The sequence below is a fragment of the Sodalis sp. RH16 genome (assembly GCF_047324245.1).
In the GTDB taxonomy this organism is placed as follows: Bacteria; Pseudomonadota; Gammaproteobacteria; order Enterobacterales; family Enterobacteriaceae; genus Acerihabitans; species Acerihabitans ligni.
This window is the reverse complement of the sequence record NZ_CP178737.1, coordinates 532560-552702: the sequence shown is the minus strand read 5'-3', so window position 1 is coordinate 552702 and position 20143 is coordinate 532560. Positions and strand designations below refer to the sequence as shown.

General features: G+C 56.3%; 20 protein-coding genes. 13 read left to right on the top strand and 7 right to left on the bottom strand.

All coding sequences use genetic code 11. The annotated features are described in order from the left end of the window. Positions 1 to 21: 21 nt before the first annotated feature. Positions 22 to 1026 (bottom strand): class 1 fructose-bisphosphatase, encoded by a 1005-nt coding sequence (fbp, locus tag ACL2XJ_RS02525; protein WP_132925747.1) that lies wholly within the window; start codon positions 1024 to 1026, stop codon positions 22 to 24. 183 nt (positions 1027 to 1209) lie between these two features. Between fbp and mpl the strand changes: the two genes are divergently transcribed. Further along, positions 1210 to 2586, top strand: a complete 1377-nt coding sequence (gene mpl / locus ACL2XJ_RS02520; protein WP_132925749.1) for a UDP-N-acetylmuramate:L-alanyl-gamma-D-glutamyl-meso-diaminopimelate ligase — start codon at positions 1210 to 1212, stop codon at positions 2584 to 2586. 225 nt (positions 2587 to 2811) lie between these two features. Here the strand turns inward: mpl and yhcN are convergent, their stop codons facing one another. Both yhcN and argR read right to left on the bottom strand, forming a co-directional pair. Further along, complete coding sequence (yhcN, locus tag ACL2XJ_RS02515; protein ID WP_132927999.1) at positions 2812 to 3075, bottom strand: peroxide/acid stress response protein YhcN; 264 nt, start codon at positions 3073 to 3075, stop codon at positions 2812 to 2814. A 286-nt stretch (positions 3076 to 3361) separates the two neighbouring features. Beyond that, positions 3362 to 3832 carry a transcriptional regulator ArgR gene (gene argR / locus ACL2XJ_RS02510; protein ID WP_132925751.1) on the bottom strand — a complete coding sequence of 157 codons (471 nt, stop codon included), beginning with the start codon at positions 3830 to 3832 and terminating at the stop codon, positions 3362 to 3364. Positions 3833 to 4275: 443 nt separating this feature from the next. Here argR and mdh point away from each other — a divergent pair, with 443 nt between their 5' ends. Beyond that, on the top strand, positions 4276 to 5214 hold the full coding sequence (gene mdh / locus ACL2XJ_RS02505; RefSeq protein ID WP_132925753.1) for a malate dehydrogenase: 939 nt from the start codon (positions 4276 to 4278) through the stop codon (positions 5212 to 5214). A 481-nt stretch (positions 5215 to 5695) separates the two neighbouring features. Beyond that, the gene (locus tag ACL2XJ_RS02500) at positions 5696 to 6085 is read left to right on the top strand and encodes a DNA-binding protein (protein WP_413725534.1); all 390 of its coding nucleotides are present in this window, start codon (positions 5696 to 5698) and stop codon (positions 6083 to 6085) included. Positions 6086 to 6126: 41 nt separating this feature from the next. Here the strand turns inward: ACL2XJ_RS02500 and ACL2XJ_RS02495 are convergent, their stop codons facing one another. Then, on the bottom strand, positions 6127 to 6390 hold the full coding sequence (locus ACL2XJ_RS02495; protein ID WP_132928000.1) for a helix-turn-helix domain-containing protein: 264 nt from the start codon (positions 6388 to 6390) through the stop codon (positions 6127 to 6129). Between the two features lie 190 nt (positions 6391 to 6580). Here ACL2XJ_RS02495 and ACL2XJ_RS02490 point away from each other — a divergent pair, with 190 nt between their 5' ends. Continuing rightward, positions 6581 to 6967 (top strand): DNA-binding protein, encoded by a 387-nt coding sequence (locus ACL2XJ_RS02490; RefSeq protein ID WP_413725533.1) that lies wholly within the window; start codon positions 6581 to 6583, stop codon positions 6965 to 6967. Positions 6968 to 7017: 50 nt separating this feature from the next. On the opposite strand, the gene ispB is transcribed toward ACL2XJ_RS02490, so the two are convergent. Further along, on the bottom strand, positions 7018 to 7989 hold the full coding sequence (ispB, locus tag ACL2XJ_RS02485) for an octaprenyl diphosphate synthase (protein WP_413725532.1): 972 nt from the start codon (positions 7987 to 7989) through the stop codon (positions 7018 to 7020). A 264-nt stretch (positions 7990 to 8253) separates the two neighbouring features. Here ispB and rplU point away from each other — a divergent pair, with 264 nt between their 5' ends. From rplU to cgtA, 4 genes are all read left to right on the top strand, one after another. Beyond that, positions 8254 to 8565: a 50S ribosomal protein L21 gene (gene rplU / locus ACL2XJ_RS02480; RefSeq protein ID WP_132925761.1), complete on the top strand. Its 312-nt coding sequence runs from the start codon at positions 8254 to 8256 to the stop codon at positions 8563 to 8565. A gap of 17 nt (positions 8566 to 8582) precedes the next feature. Continuing rightward, positions 8583 to 8846, top strand: a complete 264-nt coding sequence (rpmA, locus tag ACL2XJ_RS02475; protein WP_132925762.1) for a 50S ribosomal protein L27 — start codon at positions 8583 to 8585, stop codon at positions 8844 to 8846. Between the two features lie 103 nt (positions 8847 to 8949). Further along, complete coding sequence (locus ACL2XJ_RS02470) at positions 8950 to 9930, top strand: DMT family transporter (RefSeq protein ID WP_132928001.1); 981 nt, start codon at positions 8950 to 8952, stop codon at positions 9928 to 9930. A gap of 16 nt (positions 9931 to 9946) precedes the next feature. Beyond that, positions 9947 to 11125, top strand: a complete 1179-nt coding sequence (gene cgtA / locus ACL2XJ_RS02465; RefSeq protein ID WP_203523954.1) for an Obg family GTPase CgtA — start codon at positions 9947 to 9949, stop codon at positions 11123 to 11125. A 53-nt stretch (positions 11126 to 11178) separates the two neighbouring features. Here cgtA and ACL2XJ_RS02460 read toward each other — a convergent pair whose 3' ends face one another. Further along, positions 11179 to 13806 carry an ATP-binding protein gene (locus ACL2XJ_RS02460; RefSeq protein WP_413725531.1) on the bottom strand — a complete coding sequence of 876 codons (2628 nt, stop codon included), beginning with the start codon at positions 13804 to 13806 and terminating at the stop codon, positions 11179 to 11181. A 141-nt stretch (positions 13807 to 13947) separates the two neighbouring features. On the opposite strand from ACL2XJ_RS02460, the gene ACL2XJ_RS02455 reads away from it, so the two are divergent. From ACL2XJ_RS02455 to ACL2XJ_RS02435, 5 genes are read left to right on the top strand one after another with little or no spacing between them, the layout of a single operon-like run. Continuing rightward, positions 13948 to 15459: a sugar ABC transporter ATP-binding protein gene (locus ACL2XJ_RS02455; RefSeq protein WP_413725530.1), complete on the top strand. Its 1512-nt coding sequence runs from the start codon at positions 13948 to 13950 to the stop codon at positions 15457 to 15459. Between the two features lie 9 nt (positions 15460 to 15468). Beyond that, positions 15469 to 16458, top strand: coding sequence for an ABC transporter permease subunit (locus tag ACL2XJ_RS02450; RefSeq protein WP_132925768.1), 990 nt, complete (start codon positions 15469 to 15471; stop codon positions 16456 to 16458). A gap of 23 nt (positions 16459 to 16481) precedes the next feature. Then, positions 16482 to 17423 carry an ABC transporter substrate-binding protein gene (locus ACL2XJ_RS02445; RefSeq protein WP_132925770.1) on the top strand — a complete coding sequence of 314 codons (942 nt, stop codon included), beginning with the start codon at positions 16482 to 16484 and terminating at the stop codon, positions 17421 to 17423. A gap of 50 nt (positions 17424 to 17473) precedes the next feature. Then, positions 17474 to 18334 carry a ketose 1,6-bisphosphate aldolase gene (locus ACL2XJ_RS02440; protein ID WP_413725529.1) on the top strand — a complete coding sequence of 287 codons (861 nt, stop codon included), beginning with the start codon at positions 17474 to 17476 and terminating at the stop codon, positions 18332 to 18334. 10 nt (positions 18335 to 18344) lie between these two features. Further along, the gene (locus ACL2XJ_RS02435; RefSeq protein WP_413725528.1) at positions 18345 to 19415 is read left to right on the top strand and encodes a carbohydrate kinase family protein; all 1071 of its coding nucleotides are present in this window, start codon (positions 18345 to 18347) and stop codon (positions 19413 to 19415) included. Here ACL2XJ_RS02435 and ACL2XJ_RS02430 read toward each other — a convergent pair. Further along, on the bottom strand, positions 19350 to 20111 hold the full coding sequence (locus ACL2XJ_RS02430; protein WP_132925776.1) for a response regulator: 762 nt from the start codon (positions 20109 to 20111) through the stop codon (positions 19350 to 19352). The two genes, ACL2XJ_RS02435 and ACL2XJ_RS02430, sit on opposite strands and share 66 nt — an antisense overlap. Between the last annotated feature and the right edge of the window lie 32 nt (positions 20112 to 20143).

Genomic DNA, 20143 nt, shown 5'->3' with positions numbered 1-20143 from the left:
TATCTCAAGGGCATAGACCTGCTATTGGTCAGGGAAATCGCGCATAAAGCGTTCGGCGTCGTTGACCATGGATTCGGTGCCGACGAAAAAGGGCGCGCGCTGGTGCAGTTTTTCCGGAGTGATGTCTAAAATGCGGTTCTTGCCATCGCTGGCTTTGCCGCCCGCCTGCTCGGCCAAAAAGGCCATCGGATTGCATTCGTACAGCAAACGCAGCTTACCCTCGGGATAGGTTGCGGTGCTGGGGTACAGATAAATGCCGCCCTTAAGCAGGTTGCGATGGAAGTCCGACACCAGGGAGCCGATATAGCGCGATGTGTAGGGGCGATGCGTCGCGGGATCCATTTCCTGGCAATATTTGATGTATTTTTTAACGCCGTTGGGAAACTTGATGTAATTTCCTTCGTTTATGGAATACATATTGCCGGTAGCCGGGAAACGCACGCTTTCATGGGAAAGGCAAAACACCCCGATGGAGGGATCATAGGTAAAGGCGTGTACGCCGCAGCCGGTGGTGTAGACCAGCATGGTTGAAGAGCCGTACACCACATAACCCGCCGCCACCTGTTTATTGCCGGGCTGCAGGAAGTCCGCTTCGGTAATGGGCGTGCCGATGGGGGAAATCCGGCGATAAATTGAAAAAATGGTGCCCACCGACACGTTGACGTCAATGTTGGAAGAACCATCCAGCGGATCCATCAGCACCACATATTTGCCGCTGGATGAACGTCCGCCGTCGAAAATCACGATTTCGTCTTCCTCTTCGGAAGCGATGCCTGCCACCTGTCCCCTGGCTTTCAACGCAGCTTTCAGCTTTTCATTGGCGAACAGGTCGAGTTTCATTTGAACTTCGCCCTGGACATTGGATACGCCGCTGGTGCCCAAAATGTCCACCAACCCCGCGGTATTGATATCGCGGTGAATGATTTTGGCACCCAATTTTATAGCGGAAAGCAGCGCGGTGAGTTCACCGGTGGCATGGGGAAACTCGTGCTGCTTCTCAACAATAAATTCGCCTAACGTTTTCATAACACATTCCCTGAACAAAAGAAGACACTGTTGCCGCAGATGAAAAGCGGTATTATCGGTTACCACTGGATAAGTATTAGCAGTTTAGCTTAAACGAATGCAAGTACATCATCAAATTCGTTTATATCGGCCGGCCGCAGCGGTAGAATGTGCCGCAGTACGTTGTTAAAAAATGGAAAAATTATGCGCATACATATTCTCGGTATCTGCGGCACGTTTATGGGCGGGGTAGCCATGCTGGCCCGTTCCCTGGGACATGAGGTGACCGGGTCTGATGATAATGTCTATCCTCCCATGAGCACCCTGCTGCAAGAGCAAGGCATTCAGCTTATCAAGGGCTATGATCCGTCTCAGTTGGAGCCGGAGCCGGAGCTGGTCATCATCGGTAATGCCATGAGCCGCGGCAACCCCTGCGTGGAAGCTGTGCTGGAACGGGGCATTCGCTATGTTTCCGGTCCCCAGTGGCTGCACGATCAGGTGCTGCAGCAGCGCTGGGTGATAGCCGTCGCCGGTACGCACGGCAAGACCACCACCGCCGGGATGATTACCTGGATTCTCGAGGTGTGCGGCTACCAGCCGGGGTTCGTCATCGGCGGCGTGCCGGGCAACTTCACCGTTTCCGCCCGTTTGGGCAACAGTCCGTTTTTTGTGGTGGAAGCGGATGAATATGACTGCGCGTTTTTCGACAAGCGTTCCAAATTCCTGCACTACTGTCCGCGCACGCTGCTGCTCAATAACCTGGAGTTCGATCATGCGGATATTTTTGACGACCTGAAAGCCATCCAGAAGCAATTCCATCACCTGGTGCGGCTGGTGCCGGGCAAGGGCAAAATCATCCTGCCGGATAACGATCCGCATCTGAAACAGGTCATGGCCATGGGATGCTGGAGCGAGCAGGAATTCATCGGTGAAGACAACAGCTGGCGCGCCAAAAAAGTCGCGCCGGACGCCAGCGTATTCCAGGTGCTGTTGCAGGGCGACGTGGTAGGGGAGGTCCATTGGGATCTGGTGGGGGAACATAACATGCACAATGCGCTGATGGCGATTGCCGCCGCCAGGCACGTGGGCGTGCAGCCGGCTGACGCATGCCGGGCCCTGACCACCTTTATCAACGCCCGGCGCCGTCTGGAGCTGAAGGGCACCGCCAACGGGGTGAAACTTTATGACGATTTTGCCCATCATCCCACCGCTATATTGGCGACCCTGGCGGCGCTGCGCAGCAAGGTAGGCGGCACGGCACGCATACTGGCGGTGCTTGAGCCCCGCTCCAACACCATGAAAATGGGGCTGAACAAGAATGAGCTGGCGCCTTCCCTGGGCAGGGCCGATGAAGTCTTTTTATTCCAGCCGCAGCATATTCCCTGGCAGGTGAGCGAAGTCGCGGAAGCCTGTGTTCAGCCGGCGCACTGGAGCGCTGACGTGGATACCCTCGTGGATATGATTGTGAAAATCTCCCAGCCCGGTGATTACATCCTGGTGATGAGCAACGGCGGCTTCGGCGGAATCCATGAAAAGCTGCTGGCGCAGTTGAATATCAAAGCCGGCCTGGCGGCGGTATAAAGGTTAAAAAAAAGCCCCCGCGTGCGGGGGCGAAGTTCGTCGGATAGGACGACGAGGGAATCATCAGGGACAGTCTGGTTATACCGGACACAGAATAACTGAGGGCGACCAGCCGCTGATGGTGTTGACTTCCGAATGCTAAAACGTGCTTACGGCCGTGGCACAGCCGGTACTACTGAACTCTGGCGCGTCGCGTCATCAATTTGCCGTAGCGACGCACCTGGCTTACTTGTACAGCTCGGCGGTGGCGTGCCAGTTATCGCCCTCGCGAGCCTCGATGATTCGATAGGCTTTTGCGCCTTTGGCATCGGCGGCATCATTCAGCGCCTGATGGATATCGGACGGGGAGGCATCAATCCCGCTGGTGGTCACGGTACCCATGGGTTGTAATCCCTGAGCCTGTTCCAGTGATATGGAATCCGCGGCGAACGCGCCGAAGGACAGGGCGGACATCACCGTCATCAGGGAAGCAGCAGTTTTCATTTTCATCATTTCCACCTCTATTCGTTCTTTACATTTCACATGACTTAATGCAAAGCGTGATATTCATCACGAATCTAAGTATACACTAATAACTGTGGTTACTAGTAGTTTGCTCATAATTATTTATGAAACATTCTGCTTTCTAAGCAAGCTAATATAAGAAAAAGTGATTAAAAGAGGTTAAAAAATAGGCAAATAATGTTAATTATTTGTAAATTCATGGCGATAACCAGCTTTAGCGAAAAGTGCTAACTTTGGCGAAGCTTATTACCGCGCTGGGAAAGGCAATACCTCAGAGCTCCTGTTCGAACAGGACCAGGATGGCTTCATAGAGCTGCTTGACGCTGAATCCACGGGCGGGGGTGGTGAAAATGGTATCGTCGCCGGCGATGGTTCCCAGAATGCCCTCGGATTTTCCCAAGGAGTCCAGCAGGCGGGCAATCAGCTGCGCCGCGCCGGGGCTGGTATGGATAACCACCACCGCATCGTTGTGATCCACATCAAGAACCAGGTTTTTCAATGGGCTGGTGGTGGTGGGAACCCCCAGTTCCGCTGGCAGGCAATACACCATTTCCATTTTCGCGTTGCGGGTGCGCACGGCACCGAATTTCGTCAGCATACGCGAAACCTTGGACTGGTTGATATTCTCAAACCCATCGTTTTGAAGCGCCAGGACAATCTCGCCCTGCGAGCTGAATTTTTCTTCTTTCAGTAATGCCTTAAAAGCTTTAACCAATTCTTCTTGTTTTAAGTGATTGCGCATATTTTACCGGGACAGTCGGGGAAAATAGGGATGATTATGCATAAAAATGCATTTTTATGCAATGGAATTGCCTTGGAGAAGAAAGAAGGGACCGTTTAAGCCACTAATCGCTGCACGTTAACAATATCTATGCACTACAACTTTGACCTGGCTCGCATATTTTTCTCGAGGTGAAAGTAAAGAAAATGTTATCAAATTGCTGTTGTTTTGAGCGCTGCAATCGGTGTAATGTGATTGGCAAGGGCGGTTGATAAGGCATCAAGGCTCTCTATCCAGCACGCCCGTTTCCAGTTGCGAACGGCAATCGGGCAGGTTTAGGTAAATTAATGTGTCAACTCTCAAATTTGCGATCGCTGATTTGTTTTTACCCGTTTATGTCTCTATGATCTTACGCAGATGATTCGTCGGCATTAAATTTTCCCTATTATAATAAGGAGATCCGAATGAAAGTCGCAGTTCTCGGTGCAGCGGGCGGCATAGGCCAAGCGCTAGCCCTGTTGCTTAAAACTCAGCTTCCCTCAGGTTCCGAACTCTCTCTGTATGATATTGCCCCGGTGACTCCCGGTGTGGCGGTTGATCTCAGCCATATCCCGACCCCGGTGAAAATCAAGGGGTTCAGCGGCGAAGATGCGACGCCGGCGCTGGAAGGCGCCGATATCGTATTGATCTCCGCGGGGGTTGCCCGTAAGCCCGGTATGGATCGTTCGGATCTTTTTAACGTCAACGCCGGTATCGTACGCAATCTTATCAGCCAAGTGGCAAAGGCCTGTCCGGCTGCCCTGATAGGCATTATCACCAATCCGGTCAATACCACGGTGCCCATTGCCGCCGAGACGCTGAAAAAAGCCGGCGTCTATGATAAACGCAAGTTATTCGGCATCTCCACCCTCGATATTATCCGTTCCAATACTTTTGTCGCCGAGCTCAAAGGATTGTCGCCGAAAGATGTTGAAGTGCGTGTTATCGGCGGCCATTCCGGTGTGACCATTCTGCCTTTGCTTTCCCAGCTGGAAGGAATCTCATTTAGCGATCAGGAAGTTGCCGATTTAACCAAGCGTATCCAGAATGCCGGTACCGAAGTGGTAGAGGCCAAAGCCGGCGGCGGATCGGCCACGCTCTCCATGGGACAGGCCGCGGCTCGCTTCGGCTTATCTCTGGTACGGGCGCTGCAGGGTGAAAAGGATGTGGTGGAATGCGCTTATGTCGAGGGCGATGGCGAGCATACGCGTTTCTTTGCCCAGCCGCTGCTGTTGGGCAAACAGGGTTTGTCGGAAATACTGCCCATTGGCCCCCTGAGCGCTTTCGAACAGCAGGTCCTGGAGAACATGCAGGATGTCCTGAAAAAAGATATTGAATTAGGCGTGAAATTCGTCAATCAATAACAATCATCCGCGTCCGCCTGCCGGTGGGGCGGATGTGGCCAACCCTTTTTGTCATGGCCGGCTATGGCGGATCAAGATAATTTGCCGCCACGCCGGCTCTGCTATTCCCGCACCCTTTACAGCGCGTATTTTTCATTGGATTTCCTCATTTTGCCCTCCTTCCTCCGCCAATTTCTTCGTGATACGATGGGGTCATTAGTGCTTAGCAAAATTTAGGTGTAAGCACATTATTAGATTGATAAATAATGGTTATTCAGTCTTCTCGCACAAAAAACCAGCATCGATCTCAATTTTCAATGAGCCGTTAGCACTTGCTGCTTTTTTTGTGTTGTAATGAGCGTAACGGGAATCGATAAGTGCTAAACCGTACAGCGCCGTACATAACGGAAACGTGCTGAAGGCTTGTCCCTTTCATAGGGAGGGCCAGGGACGCGAAATAGCGACAGCTTCGGTTTATCGCCATGACAAGGAGGGGGAGAAAATGGCAACAAAAAGGGAATGGGTCGCCACCCACGAGTTAATCGGCGTCGGCGGGTTGCCTAAAACCCGCCAAGGGTTGAATCGGCGCGCCAGGGAAGAAGGCTGGCAAAAAAGGCGGCGCGAAGGGGCGAGGGGAAAAGCTGTCGAGTATTCCTGGTATAGCCTTCCGGACACGGTAAAAAAGACGCTGACGCTGCGCGCCAGCTCAGCCGATTATACCTTGTCGACGCAAGAACCCTGTTCCACCTGGCGACAAATCTATCGGCAGCTTTCCGATGCCGAACGTGATTTTGTCGTGGGGTTTGTCCTGCGCGAAGGGGTGCTTAATCTCCTTAAACGGTTGGAATATCCCAATGAGTCCCCTTCGGAACTGCATCGGGATGAGGGATAGATAGAGCGATATCACGTTCGTCTTCCAATGCGCCATGTCTTTCAGCGCGAGCGTATCAGGCTCTTTCTGTCGATCAGCTGTTTCGTCCTGGGGTCGATATAGCGGCTCGGCCATATCTTAGCCGGATGAATCTCCAAACGATCGGCTATCAGCCACTCGCCTTTGGGCCAGGGCCTTGTCAAGGCGTTTGCCAAGGTGGACGAACTCAGTCCCGCGGCCCGTGAAACAGCCGCAAGGGTGGTGCCGCGTTTACGCAGCGCTGCGATGATATCCGCAGGGTGCCAGTCTTCATTCCATTCAGTCATCTGCATTAATATTCCTTTGCTGAGAGCCGAATAGGGATTGATGTTATAAATAACATATTTTAACCAAACGAAGTGGAAACAAACCGATTATATGGAAAATGTATAGCAACAAATTTCCGAAAATTTTTCAATTATTTTCCAATAAAATTTATTTTTTGCTATGGGCATCCCCATTTTGGAATGCGACAGTATGAAAAATGCCTGGTTTAGTACCAAAGAGCTTTTGGGCGTGGCGGGGCTTCCCAAAACCCGGCAGGGGTTGACGGGTCGAGCCCGCCGTGAAAATTGGCGCGGACGCCCGCGCAGCGGCGGGCAGGGACGCGGGCTGGAATTTTCATTGGAAAGTTTACCCGCGAAGGTCCAGCGGGCGCTGACGCAGCGCGAAATGCAAGAGCAGTCCGCCCCGGATTACCGTGCCGGCGCGGCGCCTTCGTCTTCGGAAGCGGATCCCCTGGCGGCCTGGATGGCCATATACAGGCAATTCCTGCCGGAAGAACGGGACAATGTCATCAGCCTGGTGATGCGGGAAGGGATTGAGAAATTCATGACGCGCCTGGGGATTGCGCCCAGGCGATGAGCGAATCGGAAACAGAGGTGGCGCTGGTTTCCATTAAATGACGAATGTTCCTAAAACTGTCGTTGTACCGCCGAGTGCGCCAAACTTTCCAGTGCCTGCCGGAACGGCGTAGGTTCAAGACAGCCGAGACAGGAAATGGCCTTGTCCGCTTCCGCTTCGGCGCACTGGCGGGTATATTCCAGCGAACCGCATTGATGCATGGTTTCCAGTACCGATTCCAATAAATGCCGACCGTTCCCCTGCTCGATGGCTTCCCGTATCACGGCCGCCTGTTCCGCGTTGCCATGATGCATGGCGTGCAGCAGCGGCAGGGTGGGCTTGCCTTCGTTAAGGTCGTCGCCGGTGTTTTTACCCAAGGTCTTGCCGTCCGAACCGTAATCCAGCAGATCGTCGATAAGCTGGAATGCGGTGCCCAGATACCGCCCGTAGTCCCGCAGGGCGGCTTCCTGCTCCGGCGTGGCGCCGGCCAGTATGGCGGATGCGTGCGCCGCCGCCTCGAACAGCCGGGCGGTTTTGCTGTAAATCACCCGCATATAGCTCTCGACGGTAATATCCGGATCGTTGCAGTTCATCAACTGCAGCACCTCGCCCTCGGCGATTACATTAACCGCCTCGGCCATCAGCGCCAGAACCCGCAGCGATTCAAGACCGGTCATCATCTGGAACGCGCGGGTATAAATGAAATCCCCCACCAGGACGCTGGCCGCGTTGCCGAAAGCCGCGTTCGCCGTGGCTTTGCCCCGGCGCATATCGGATTCGTCCACTACATCGTCATGGAGCAGGGTGGCGGTATGAATGAATTCTATCAACGCCGCCACGGTAATATGCCTATCACCGGTATAATTCAGGGCGCGCGCCGCCAGCACGGCAATCATCGGACGGATGCGTTTACCGCCGCCGCTGATGATATAATGGCCGAGCTGGTTGATAAGCACGACTTCGGAATTCAGTTGCTCCAGGATTATCGCATTGACCTTCGCCATATCCTGCGCGGTGAGTACTGTGATTTGATCAGGGTTCATTATTTTCTTTCGGCTTTATATTTTACCGTTAAGTTGAATAGTAACGCCGCTCATAGAGCCAGATGCTAGAAACTGTGTTACTGATTGTACTTGAAAACGCCAAGAGATAAATGATAGAGACGTAACCAGTCACTTTTTCGCAGTCTGTATGTATTCTGCACTTGTCATAAGCCGGTTTTTTGCGTAGAATTCGCGCCCTATTGTGAATATTTATAGCGCACTGTGGACGAATCCAAGTTGAGTGCGCGGAAAGCGGAGTTTTTTATGTACGCGGTTTTCCAAAGTGGTGGTAAACAACACCGGGTCAGTGAAGGGCAGACCGTTCGCCTGGAAAAACTGGACATCGCAACAGGTGAAACTGTTGAATTCGACCAGGTTATGATGATTGCCAATGGTGACGATATCCAGATCGGCGTTCCTTACGTCAGTGGCGGAAAGGTAAAAGCTGAAGTGGTTGCTCACGGTCGTGGCGACAAGGTGACGATTGTCAAATTCCGTCGCCGTAAGCACTATCGCAAGCAGCAGGGCCATCGTCAGTGGTTCACTGACGTGAAAATTACCGGTATCGGCGCCTAACAGAGAGGAATTCACTCATGGCACACAAAAAAGCTGGCGGTTCGACTCGTAACGGTCGTGACTCAGAAAGCAAACGCCTGGGCGTTAAACGCTTCGGCGGGGAAGAAGTACTGGCCGGCAGCATCATTGTTCGCCAGCGTGGAACCAAGTTCCATCCCGGCACGAATGTCGGTTGCGGCAAGGACCATACTCTGTTTGCTTTGACTACGGGTAAAATCCAGTTCGAAGTTAAGGGACCGAAGAATCGTAAATATGTCAGCATCGTTGCCGTTGCTGCCTAAATTCTTCGCCTTTCTTTAGCACAGAAGTCAGAGTTAAGCCCCGCAATTGTTTGCGGGGCTTTTTACTTTCCTTTCCGGCTACGTTTTGCGTTAGACACTCATGATGACAAATCAGAAAGCGGGGCAGCAAGCGGGAGTGGGCATTGCTTTGGCGCTCACCACCGCCATGTGCTGGGGCGCGCTGCCTATCGCCATGAAGCAGGTTCTCACCGATATGGAACCCTATACCGTGGTGTGGTATCGGTTTCTCATGGCGGGACTCGGACTGCTGTTCATCCTGGCGCCTCGGCGGCAACTGCCGCCCCTGAGACTGTTCTTTCGCTGGCGTTGGCTGCTGTTGCTGCTTGTCGCCACCGGCGGCCTGCTGGGAAACTTTATTCTTTTCAGCTCGTCGCTCCAATACCTTAGCCCCACCGCTTCACAGGTTATAGGCCAGCTTTCGCCGGTGGGCATGATGCTGGCGAGCGTAGTGATCCTCAAAGAGCGGATGCGTATCACGCAGGTGATTGGCGCGGCGCTGCTGATTAGCGGGCTGGTGATGTTTTTCAATACCAGCCTGATAGAAATATTCACCCGGCTGACGGACTACACCCTCGGCGTGATTTTGGGGGTGTGCGCCGCCCTGGTCTGGGTCTGTTACGGCGTGGCGCAGAAAGTTATGCTACGGCGCCTGGCATCACAACAGATCCTGTTTTTGCTGTATGTTTTGTGTACAATAGCGCTAACCACGTTGACAAAACCCCTGGCGGTGCTGCACTTAAGCGGCTGGCAGGTGGCCTGCCTGGTGTTTTGCGGCGCCAACACCATTATCGGTTACGGCGCGCTGGCGGAAGCCATGGCCCGCTGGCAAGCGGCGCAGGTCAGCGCCATCGTGACGTTGACGCCGTTGTTTACCCTGTTTTTTTCAGATGTATTGTCCCTGCTCTGGCCGGAGTATTTTGCCGCTCCGACATTAAATGTCGTCGGCTATATCGGCGCGTTTGTGGTAGTGGCGGGGGCGATGTTCTCCGCCGCCGGCCATCGCTGGTGGCCCGGGCGGGCAAAATCGAGACCGGCGCTGCCAGTTGAGCCGCGCGGCAAATGAATGACGGAGAGTTCCCATGAAGTTTGTAGATGAGGCCGCCATACTGGTGGTCGCGGGTGACGGCGGCAACGGCTGCGTCAGTTTCCGCCGGGAAAAGTATATCCCCAACGGTGGACCGGACGGCGGTGACGGCGGCGACGGCGGCGACGTCTACGCTCTGGCGGACGAAAACCTCAATACCCTTATCGATTACCGCTTCGAGAAATCCTTTCGCGCCGAGCGCGGTCAAAACGGCCAAAGCCGTGATTGTACCGGCAAGCGCGGCAAGGACATCACCATCAAACTCCCTGTGGGTACCCGGATCCTCGATCAGGATACCGGCGAAATCATGGGTGACATGACTCGCCATGGACAGCGTTTGATGGTAGCGAAAGGGGGATTCCACGGTTTGGGCAATGCCCGCTTCAAATCCTCCGTCAACCGGGCGCCGCGGCAAAAGACCGACGGCACCGCCGGCGAGAATCGCCAGCTGCAGCTTGAGTTGCTGTTGCTGGCGGATGTCGGCATGCTGGGATTGCCCAATGCCGGTAAATCCACCTTTATCCGCGCGGTCTCCGCCGCCAAACCCAAAGTGGCTGATTACCCCTTTACCACCCTGGTGCCGAGCCTGGGCGTGGTGCGGATGGATAACGAGCAAAGCTTTGTCGTGGCCGATATTCCCGGCCTGATTGAAGGGGCCGCCGACGGCGCCGGGCTGGGCATTCGCTTCCTAAAGCATCTTGAGCGTTGCCGGGTGCTATTGCATCTGATTGATTTAGCGCCGGTGGATGAGTCGGATCCGGTGGAAAACGCCAAGATCATCGTGAAAGAACTGGAGCGATACAGCGAAAAACTGGCCGAAAAGCCGCGCTGGCTGGTGTTCAACAAGGTCGATCTGCTGGATGCGGATGAAGCGGACCGGCGCGCCAAGGCAATCGCCGCCGCACTGGACTGGAAAGAGCAGTTCTATATCATTTCCGCGGCGAATCGCCATGGGGTGAAGGCGCTGTGCTGGGACGTGATGTCCTTTATCAACGCGCATCCCAAGGAGCAGCCGGCCCAAGAGGTCGAACCGGAAAAAGTCGAGTTCAAGTGGGATGACTACCATCGGGAACAGCTCGAAGAAACGGCCATTGAAGCGGAAGACGACGGTCTTGATGATGATGATTGGGATGACGACGACGAAGAAGGCGTCGAGACTATTTATCATCGTTAAGGCGTAGCGCGGCCTCGCCCGCAAGACGGCTGCCTGGCAGCCGCCGCTGTCGTTTATCTGGCTTTATTGCCGGTGTTGCGGGCCAGGCGCAGCATTTGCGCCAGTTGCCGGCGGGTAAAGGGTTTGCGCAGCAGCGGGATATCCATAAGCGGTCCGATACCGTTCTGATGCAGATCCTGTCCGCTGATCAGCAGCGTTCCCAGCGCCGGATATTCCTTGCGGGCCAGCTGTATAACTTCGGCGCCGTTGTAGTCTCCCGGCAACATCAAATCGCTCACCAGCAGGTCGATATCCGGTGTCTGGCGCAATATCGCCAATGCCTCGGTACTGCTGGTGGTCGCCAGGGTCATATATCCCAACTGGTGTAGCTGCTCGCACAGGGTATCCAGCACATCCTCCTGATCCTCCAGCACCATTACCAGCAGGCTGTCGTCGGCGGGCCGATCCGGTAAAGGCTGGCGCTGAAGCGATGGTGGCGATACGGGCATGGGCGCGCGCGGTAATTGCAGGCGTACGCAGGTACCGGCGCCGGGAGCGGATTCGATTTGTACCCGCCCGCCGGATTGGCGGATAAAGCCATACACCATCGATAGACCCAGTCCGCTGCCGCTGCCGATGGATTTAGTGGTAAAAAAAGGTTCGTAAACCTGCGATTTAATCTCATCCGACATGCCGCAACCCCTATCGATCACTTCCAGCGCCACCATGTCCTGCCGTTTTCCGCCGGTCCGCACCACGTGCTGATTGTAGGTGCGAATCAGAATTTCACCACTTCGTCCTTCCATGGCATCACGGGAGTTCACCACCAGGTTCATGATGGCATTTTCCAACTGGTTGACATCAATCCATGCGGGCCAAACGGGAGCCCGGGACTCAAGCGTCAGTACCAGGTTCGCCGGGAGCAAATGGCATAACAGTTCGTACAGATTTTTCACCAGTTCGGTAAGGTGTACTGCCTGGGGAAACAGCGCCTGTTTACGCGAGAATGCCAGTAGCCGGTGGGTCAGGACGGCGCCGCGTTCGGCGGCCTTGCGGGCGCGGGTGATGCGTTCATTATCGTCGCCGCTGTCTGTGCCGCACAGTTCCAGGCTGCCGATAATCACCGCCAGCAGATTGTTAAAGTCATGGGCCAGCCCGCCGGTGAGCTGGCCGACCGCTTTCATTTTCTGGCTGTGCACCAGCGCCTGCTCAAGTACCTTACGTTCGGTCCGGTCCAGCACCATATTCACCAAACCACGCTCCGCCAGCGGGCTGAACCGCAGTTCCATCGTCCGTCCGTCCGGCAGATAGATTTCCCATGCGTGCGGCTGCTCGTTATGCAGTTGCGTTGCCATGTCTTGCCAGTCGGCATTATCGGATACCCGCACCTGAAGCCGTCGGAGTTCGTCCAACAGTTCATGGTAATGCCGGCCTCGGAACAGCGCCGTGGCTTCCAGCCCCAACAGCAGCGGGTATTGGGGATTCCATACCACCAGATGGCCGTCCCGATCGAACAAGGCGAAACCATCGCGCATGGCTAAAAAGGTATTCTCCAACTGAGTGCTTTTTTCTTTCAGCAGATGCGAGGTTCGTTCAAGCGATGCGGTATTGCCGGCAAACACGTTAAAGGCCCGCGCCAGATCCCCCAGTTCATCGCGCCGCTGCAACCCCGGCACGCTCACCTGGCGTTTCCCCCTGGCCAACTGGGACATGGCATCGGCGATCACCGTCAGATTGGAGCCGATGTTACGGTAGATATACCAGCCGGCAAAGCCGGTAATCACCAGCGACAGCAAAGCGAACAGGCCGATGAGGAAGATGATCGAAGCCAGCTCTTGATGGGTCTGGCGGATATGCAGTGCCGATTCGTTCGCCACTTTTTGCACATACAGGCTGATGTCGCCGTTGAGCATGCCCACCAGGGCCTTGATATGGTAAACGTCATAGCTGATGGCCAGATCGCTGACGGACAACTGCCGGGCCAAAGGTATCAAATGGCCCTGGTTCTGTAAAAAGCGGGAAATTTTATCGCTCAGCGGATAGTCGGTGTAAGTGGCCGGCCAATCATTCATTACCTGCCCCAATTGGGTCAGCACGGCGTAGGGATTGGGGATCTTGATGGCGATATTCAACAGACCGTCGATTTGGCGGCGCAGGGCGGCGGTGGATTGCAGCTGGTTTTCACGGGCGGCGATGCTATCAATCCATTGCAGATACATCTGGCACTGGTAGAGTTCGCTCAGCAGCTGATTACGCTGCAAATGCCGCTGATAGCCGAATTCGAGCAGGCGGGTAACGTCGCCGCCCAGCGCGTTGCTGCGCTGGGCGATCCGTTCAATCAGCGCCGGTTCGCTGCTCGCCAGCGGGGATTGCGCCAATTGACGTAACGAAGACTGCAGCATCAGCTGCGTCTGTTTGAGCCGGGCCGATTCGCTCTGGTATTCCAGGGGGCCCACCACCTGTGAAAGGCGCATCGCCGCAATGGACACATTGGTGGTATCGCGCCCCAGGTTCATGCCGCCGGTCATCTCGCTGAGCGTGCGGGCCTGCGTTAGCGCCTGCAAATTCCCGGCGTGAATAAAACCCGTGATAGCCACCCCGCTCACCATCAATGTCACCGCGACCACCAGCAGATTAAACATCAGCAAGCGTCCGCGCACGCTGGTCAATATCGGGCGAAAGGAAAGCAGGGGCATTGTCATTACACTCCGCAACGGGCCGGATACCAGTATAAACAGCCCGTCCCCCGACATTATGTCAAACATGAACAGACGCTGACATCTTGCATTTATCTGCCGCTGCTTTACTGCCGCTATTCCCGATAACTGTCAGGAGTCAACAGGGTGAGAACCGCGCCCATTCTCGAAATGCGTGACATCGGCAAACGCTTCGGCCAGTTCCATGCCCTCAAATCGGTCAACCTCACGGTCTATCTGGGTGAAATCCATGCATTGATGGGAGAAAACGGCGCGGGGAAAAGCACCCTGATGAAAATCCTGGCCGGCGCCTACGCCGCCAGCAGCGGCGAAATTATTATCGACGGCCTGCCCAGGACCATCAAGGGGCCGAAAGATGCGCTGGCGGCGGGTATTACCCTTATCTATCAGGAACTGAATCTCGCCCCTAACCTGACGGTGGCGGAAAATATCTTCCTGGGCAGCGAGCTGCAGCGTGGCGGCCTGGTACAGCGCGGCAGAATGGCGCGGGAGGCTCAGCAGGTCATCGACCGCCTCGGTACGCGCTTTCGCGCCACCGATCGCGTGATGTCGCTGACCATCGCCGAGCAGCAGCAGGTGGAGATAGCGCGCGCCTTGCATCGCAACAGCCGTATCCTGGTGATGGACGAACCGACGGCGGCCCTCTCTTCCCGGGAAACGGTGCGGTTGTTCGAACTGATTAAACGGCTGCGCCAGGAAGGCATGGCGATCATTTACATCACTCACCGCATGGCCGAAGTGTATGAGCTTTCCGATCGGGTCAGCGTATTACGCGATGGGCAATATGTCGGCGGCCTGACGCGGGATACCCTGTCCGCCGGCGAGCTGGTGCGCATGATGGTCGGCCGGCCGCTGAGGGATTTGTTCAACAAAAATACGCAGGTTGCCATCGGGGATACTCGCCTGGAGCTGGACGGGCTGACGGACGGCCGGAAAATCAAGCCGGCCAGCCTGACGGTACGTTCCGGTGAAATCGTCTCGTTATCAGGGCTGGTGGGCGCCGGACGTTCCGAGCTGGCGCAGCTGATTTTCGGCGTGCGTAAACCCACCGGCGGCACGGTGCGGGTTGACGGCAAGTCGGTCACCATCCATTCGCCCCACGACGCCATTGCCCTTGGCATCGGTTTTCTGGCCGAGAACCGCAAGGAACAGGGGCTGTTCATGGATATGGCGGTCCAGGAAAACATCGTGATGGCGACGCTGACGCGCGACAGTTTTTACGGCCTGCTCAACCGGCTTAAGGCCCGGACCATCGCATCCGAGGCTATCCGCACGCTCAATATCCGCGTTCCCCATGCGCTGGTGCGGGCTGGCGGATTGTCCGGGGGCAATCAGCAAAAGCTGCTGGTATCGCGCTGGCTCGCCATCAAGCCGCGCATTTTGATCCTCGACGAACCGACGCGCGGCGTGGATGTGGGCGCCAAAAGCGAAATCTACCGCATGATGGGTCAACTGGCGCAGCAAGGCGTCGCTATCCTCATGATTTCCAGTGAATTACCGGAAGTGGTCGGCATGAGCGATCGTGTGTATGTGATGTGCGAAGGTCAACTGGTGGGTGAGCTTGGCCGCGAAGATATCTCGCAGGAAAAGATTATGATGCTGGCCACCGGCACCGTCCCGCAACAGGCGTCAGCATAAGGAGCCGCCATGTCCACGAATAGCCCATTACCCGAAGCCAAATCCAGCTCCATTAAACGGGCGCTGTTGAGCGACCTGATGCAAACCGTGGGCATTTTGCCGATTCTGCTGCTGATCATTGCCGTTTTCGGCTTTGCCGCGCCCAACTTTTTCACTGATAGCAACCTGCTGAACATTGCCCGCCAGGCGTCAATCAACATCGTGCTGGCGGCCGGGATGACCTTCGTCATTTTGACCGGCGGTATCGATCTCTCGGTGGGATCGATGCTCGGCGCCACGGCGGTGGTGGCGATGCTCGCTTCGCTGGACCCGGCGCTGGCTTATTTTTCCATACCCCTGGCGCTGATGGCCGGTCTATTGATGGGGCTGATAAACGGGGTGCTGGTGGCCTATTGCGGATTACCGCCGTTTATCGTCACGCTGGGCACCTACACCGCACTGCGCGGCGCGGCTTACCTGCTGGCGGACGGCACTACGGTTATCAATTCCAGCATCAATTTTGAATGGATAGGCAATTCCTACCTGGGCATGGTGCCATGGCTCATCATCATTGCGCTGGCGGTGATTGTAGCGTGCTGGTTTATCCTGCGCCGCACCACGCTAGGCGTGCATATCTACGCGGTGGGCGGCAATATGCTGGCGGCGCGTCTGACCGGCATCAAAGTGAGCTTCGTGCTGTTGTTCGTGTACGCCGCCAGCGGCCTGCTTTCCGGCCTCGGCGGGCTGATGAGCGCCTCGCGGCTCTACAGCGCCAACGGCAACCTCGGCATGGGCTATGAACTGGATGCCATCGCCGCGGTGATCCTGGGGGGCACCAGCTTCGTCGGCGGTATCGGTACGATCACCGGTACGCTGGTGGGCGCGCTGATCATAGCCACGCTGAATAACGGCATGACGCTCATGGGCCTTTCTTATTTTTGGCAATTGGTGGTCAGAGGGGCGGTGATCATCGTTGCAGTGCTGATTGACAAATACCGTACCCAAAATCACCAGGCATAACTGGCAATCACCGGAGAGATACTATGCGATTCAATCCTGTCCATACCGCGCTGTTGATGGCGGCAATCCTGAGCGCCGCTCCGTTGGCGCAAGGGAAAGAACTGAAATCCATCGGCGTGACGGTGGGGGACTTGTCTAACCCGTTCTTTGTACAAATCGCCAAAGGCGTGGAATTGAAAGCCCGCGAGCTGGCGGGGGACAAGGTTAACGTCACGCTGGAATCCAGCGGCTATGATCTTGGCCAGCAGGTGGGGCAGATTGATAATTTTATCGCTGCCAAAGTCGACATGATCGTGCTCAACGCGGCGGATTCCAAAGGGATCGGCCCGGCGGTGAAGCGCGCCAAAGCGGCCGGCATTGTGGTGGTGGCGGTGGACGTAGCGGCTGACGGCGCCGATGCCATTATTACTTCCGACAACATTCAGGCCGGCGTCATTGCGTGCAAATACATGACCGATCGCCTCAAGGATAAAGGCAATGTGGTGATCATCAATGGTCCCCCGGTTTCCGCCGTACAGAATCGGGTGGAAGGCTGTATCTCCGAATTGAAAAAACATCCCGATATCAAGCTGTTGTCCTCTAACCAGAATGCCAAGGGCAGCCGTGAAGGCGGTCTGGACGTGATGACGTCGCTGCTGGCGGCCAATCCGCATATCGACGGCGTGTTCGCCATCAACGACCCGACGGCCATCGGCGCCGATCTGGCCGCCAAGCAAGCCCAGCGCAGCGAGTTTTTTATCGTCGGCATCGATGGGTCGCCGGACGGCGAAGAAGCGCTCAAGCGTCCTAACTCATTGTTTGTCGCCACCCCGGCCCAGGATCCGCAGGTGATGGCCGCCAGGGCGGTGGAGATAGGCTACAACATTCTGCAAGGCAAGCCGGCTCCCCAGGGACCGGTGCTGATTCCGGTGTCGCTGATCGATCGTAACAATATCGGCAGCTACAAAGGCTGGACGGTGAAATAACCCTGAGGAAAACGACGGCGAACGGCTTTTAGCCTGACTGGAGGTAACGAATGGCACTGATCTCTCTTGCCGACGGGTTGGCCCATGCCCGGCAGCATGGCTATGCAATGGGTGCGTTCAATGTACTTGATACGCATTTCCTGCGGGCCATCTTCAATGCGGCGACGCGTACGCGCTCGCCTTTCATTATCAATATCGCCGAGGTGCATTTCAAATACATCGAACTGGAATCCCTGGTGGCCGCGATCAAGGCCGAAGCTTCCCGGCACGCCATCCCGGTGGTGCTCAATCTCGACCACGGGCTGCATTTCGATGCGGTAATGCAGGCGCTGCGGCAGGGTTTTACCTCGGTGATGTTTGATGGCTCGAGTCTGGACTATGAAGAGAATATCCGCCAAACGTCAGAAGTCACGCGGATGTGCCACGCTGTGGGGGTATCAGTGGAAGCGGAACTTGGCGCGGTGGGCGGCGACGAAGGCGGGGCGTTATATGGCGAGGCGGACAGCAGCAAATTTACCGATCCGGCGCGGGCCCGGGAGTTTGTAGCGCGTACCGGCATCGATGCCCTGGCGGTGGCCATCGGCAACGCCCACGGCGCCTATAAAGGCGAACCGAAGCTGGATTTCCAACGGCTGGCCGCCATTGGCCGGCAGACGGGCCTGCCGATGGTATTGCACGGCGGTTCCGGCATCAGCGATGCGGATTTCAAACAGGCCATCAGTCTGGGCATCCACAAAATCAATTTTTACACCGGTATGTCTCAGGCGGCGCTGGCGGCCATTACGGAGCGTATGGCCGATCGCCGGGCGATTTACGATGAGTACGCCGAATTACTGATGGCGGTGGAGGAAGGGATAGCCGGGGTGGTGGCCGGGCAAATGCAGGTCTTCGGCAGCGCCGGACAGGGGTAAAGGGGGCAAAATGACGCAGCGCAGCGGTATTCTGGCCGCGGGCAATATGCTGGTGGACCACGTACATTGCATTGATCAATGGCCGCAGCCGGGCTGGCTGGTGGAAATTGTCTCCAGTGAAAAGGCCACCGGCGGCGCGCCGCTCAATGTCTTGCTGACCCTGGCCAAAATGCAGACCGGCTTGCCGCTGGCGGCGGCTGGCCTGCTGGGGGAGGACAGCGATGGGGATTACATCTGCCGCAACCTGGATGATTTTCACGTCGACCGCACGGCGGTACGCCGCAGCGCGCTGGCCGGCACGTCCATGTCGCTGGTGATGACGCAGAAGAGCGGCCAGCGTACCTTTTTCCATGCCCCCGGGGCCAATCGCCTGCTGGATCTGGATGCGTTTGAAACCCTGCAAACGACACACCGGATTTTCCATCTCGGGTATCTGCTGCTGCTCGACCGCCTCGATAGCCCGGACCCGGCCTTCGGCACGCGCAGCGCCCGCCTGCTGGCGCAGATGCGGCAACGGGGTTACCACACCTCCCTTGACCTGGTTTCGCGGCAGGGGGATCCCCGTTTCCAGACGCGGGTATTGCCCGCGCTGCGCTGGCTGGACTATCTGGTAATAAACGAGCTGGAAGCCGGCGAATTTACCGGCCTGGCGCTGCGCGACGCCGGCGGATGCCTGGATGCGGGGAAGCTGACCGGCGCCGCGCATCAATTGCACCGGCTCGGCGTGCGGCGAAGGGTCGTTATTCATGCGCCGGAAGGCGCTTACGGGCTGGATGAGAGCGGTGAAGGACTGTGGCTGCCGTCGTGGCCGCTGGCGGCCCGTGACATTGTCGGTTCCGTAGGGGCGGGGGATGCGTTTTGCGCGGGAGTGCTGTACGCCAGCCATGAAAACTGGTCGCTGGCGGAAACGCTGGAACTGGCCCATGCCTGCGCCCGCTTCAATCTGCTGTGCGCCAATGCCATTGACGGCGCCCGGCCTTTGACCGAGGTGAAAGCCTTTATCGAACGGGCGCGTTCAGGCGATATTCCTGGCGCCGGGAGCGGCGGCGAGCGCGGACTCCGGCCGGATGACGTCCGCTGAAAAGACATAGCCCAATCCGCGAATGGTGCGGATCAACGAGGGCTGGTGCCGATTTACTTCGATTTTGCGCCGCAGCCGCATGATCAATACATCAACGGTACGATCGAAAACGTCCAGCATTTCGCTGTGGGTCAATTCAAGCAACTGATCGCGGGTAAGTACTTTACGCGCATGGGTAACCAGCGCCAGTAACAAGATGTATTCACCCCTGGTCAGGTCAACCGGATAGTTTTGCGGGTTGAATAAAATACAGCGATCGCTGTCGAGCCGCCAGCCATTGAACTGCCAGCTATTGTCATTATCGCTGCCGGACTCCGTGGCCAGCGCATCGCTGCGGCGCAACACCGCTTTTACCCGCGCGATCATCACCCGGGGATTAAACGGCTTGACGATGTAATCATCGGCGCCCATCTCCAGCCCGACGATAATATCGGCCTCGGATCCCAGGCCGGTCAGCATCACCACCGGTAGGTGCGGTCTGGCCTGCTGGATCTGTTTCAATACCTGCAAGCCATTGATATCCGGAAGCATCAGATCCAACAGGACCAGCGAGACATCCGGTAGTTCATCCAGCACCGTCATTACCGGCTGGCCAAGATGACAGATATGGGTAGTAAAGACATGCTCGCTGAGCGCGTCTTTCAACAGTTCGCAGATGGCAGTGTCATCGTCCACGACGAGAATACTGGGTTTCATGTACTGTCCTCGCGTGTTATGAGCAGGTAAAG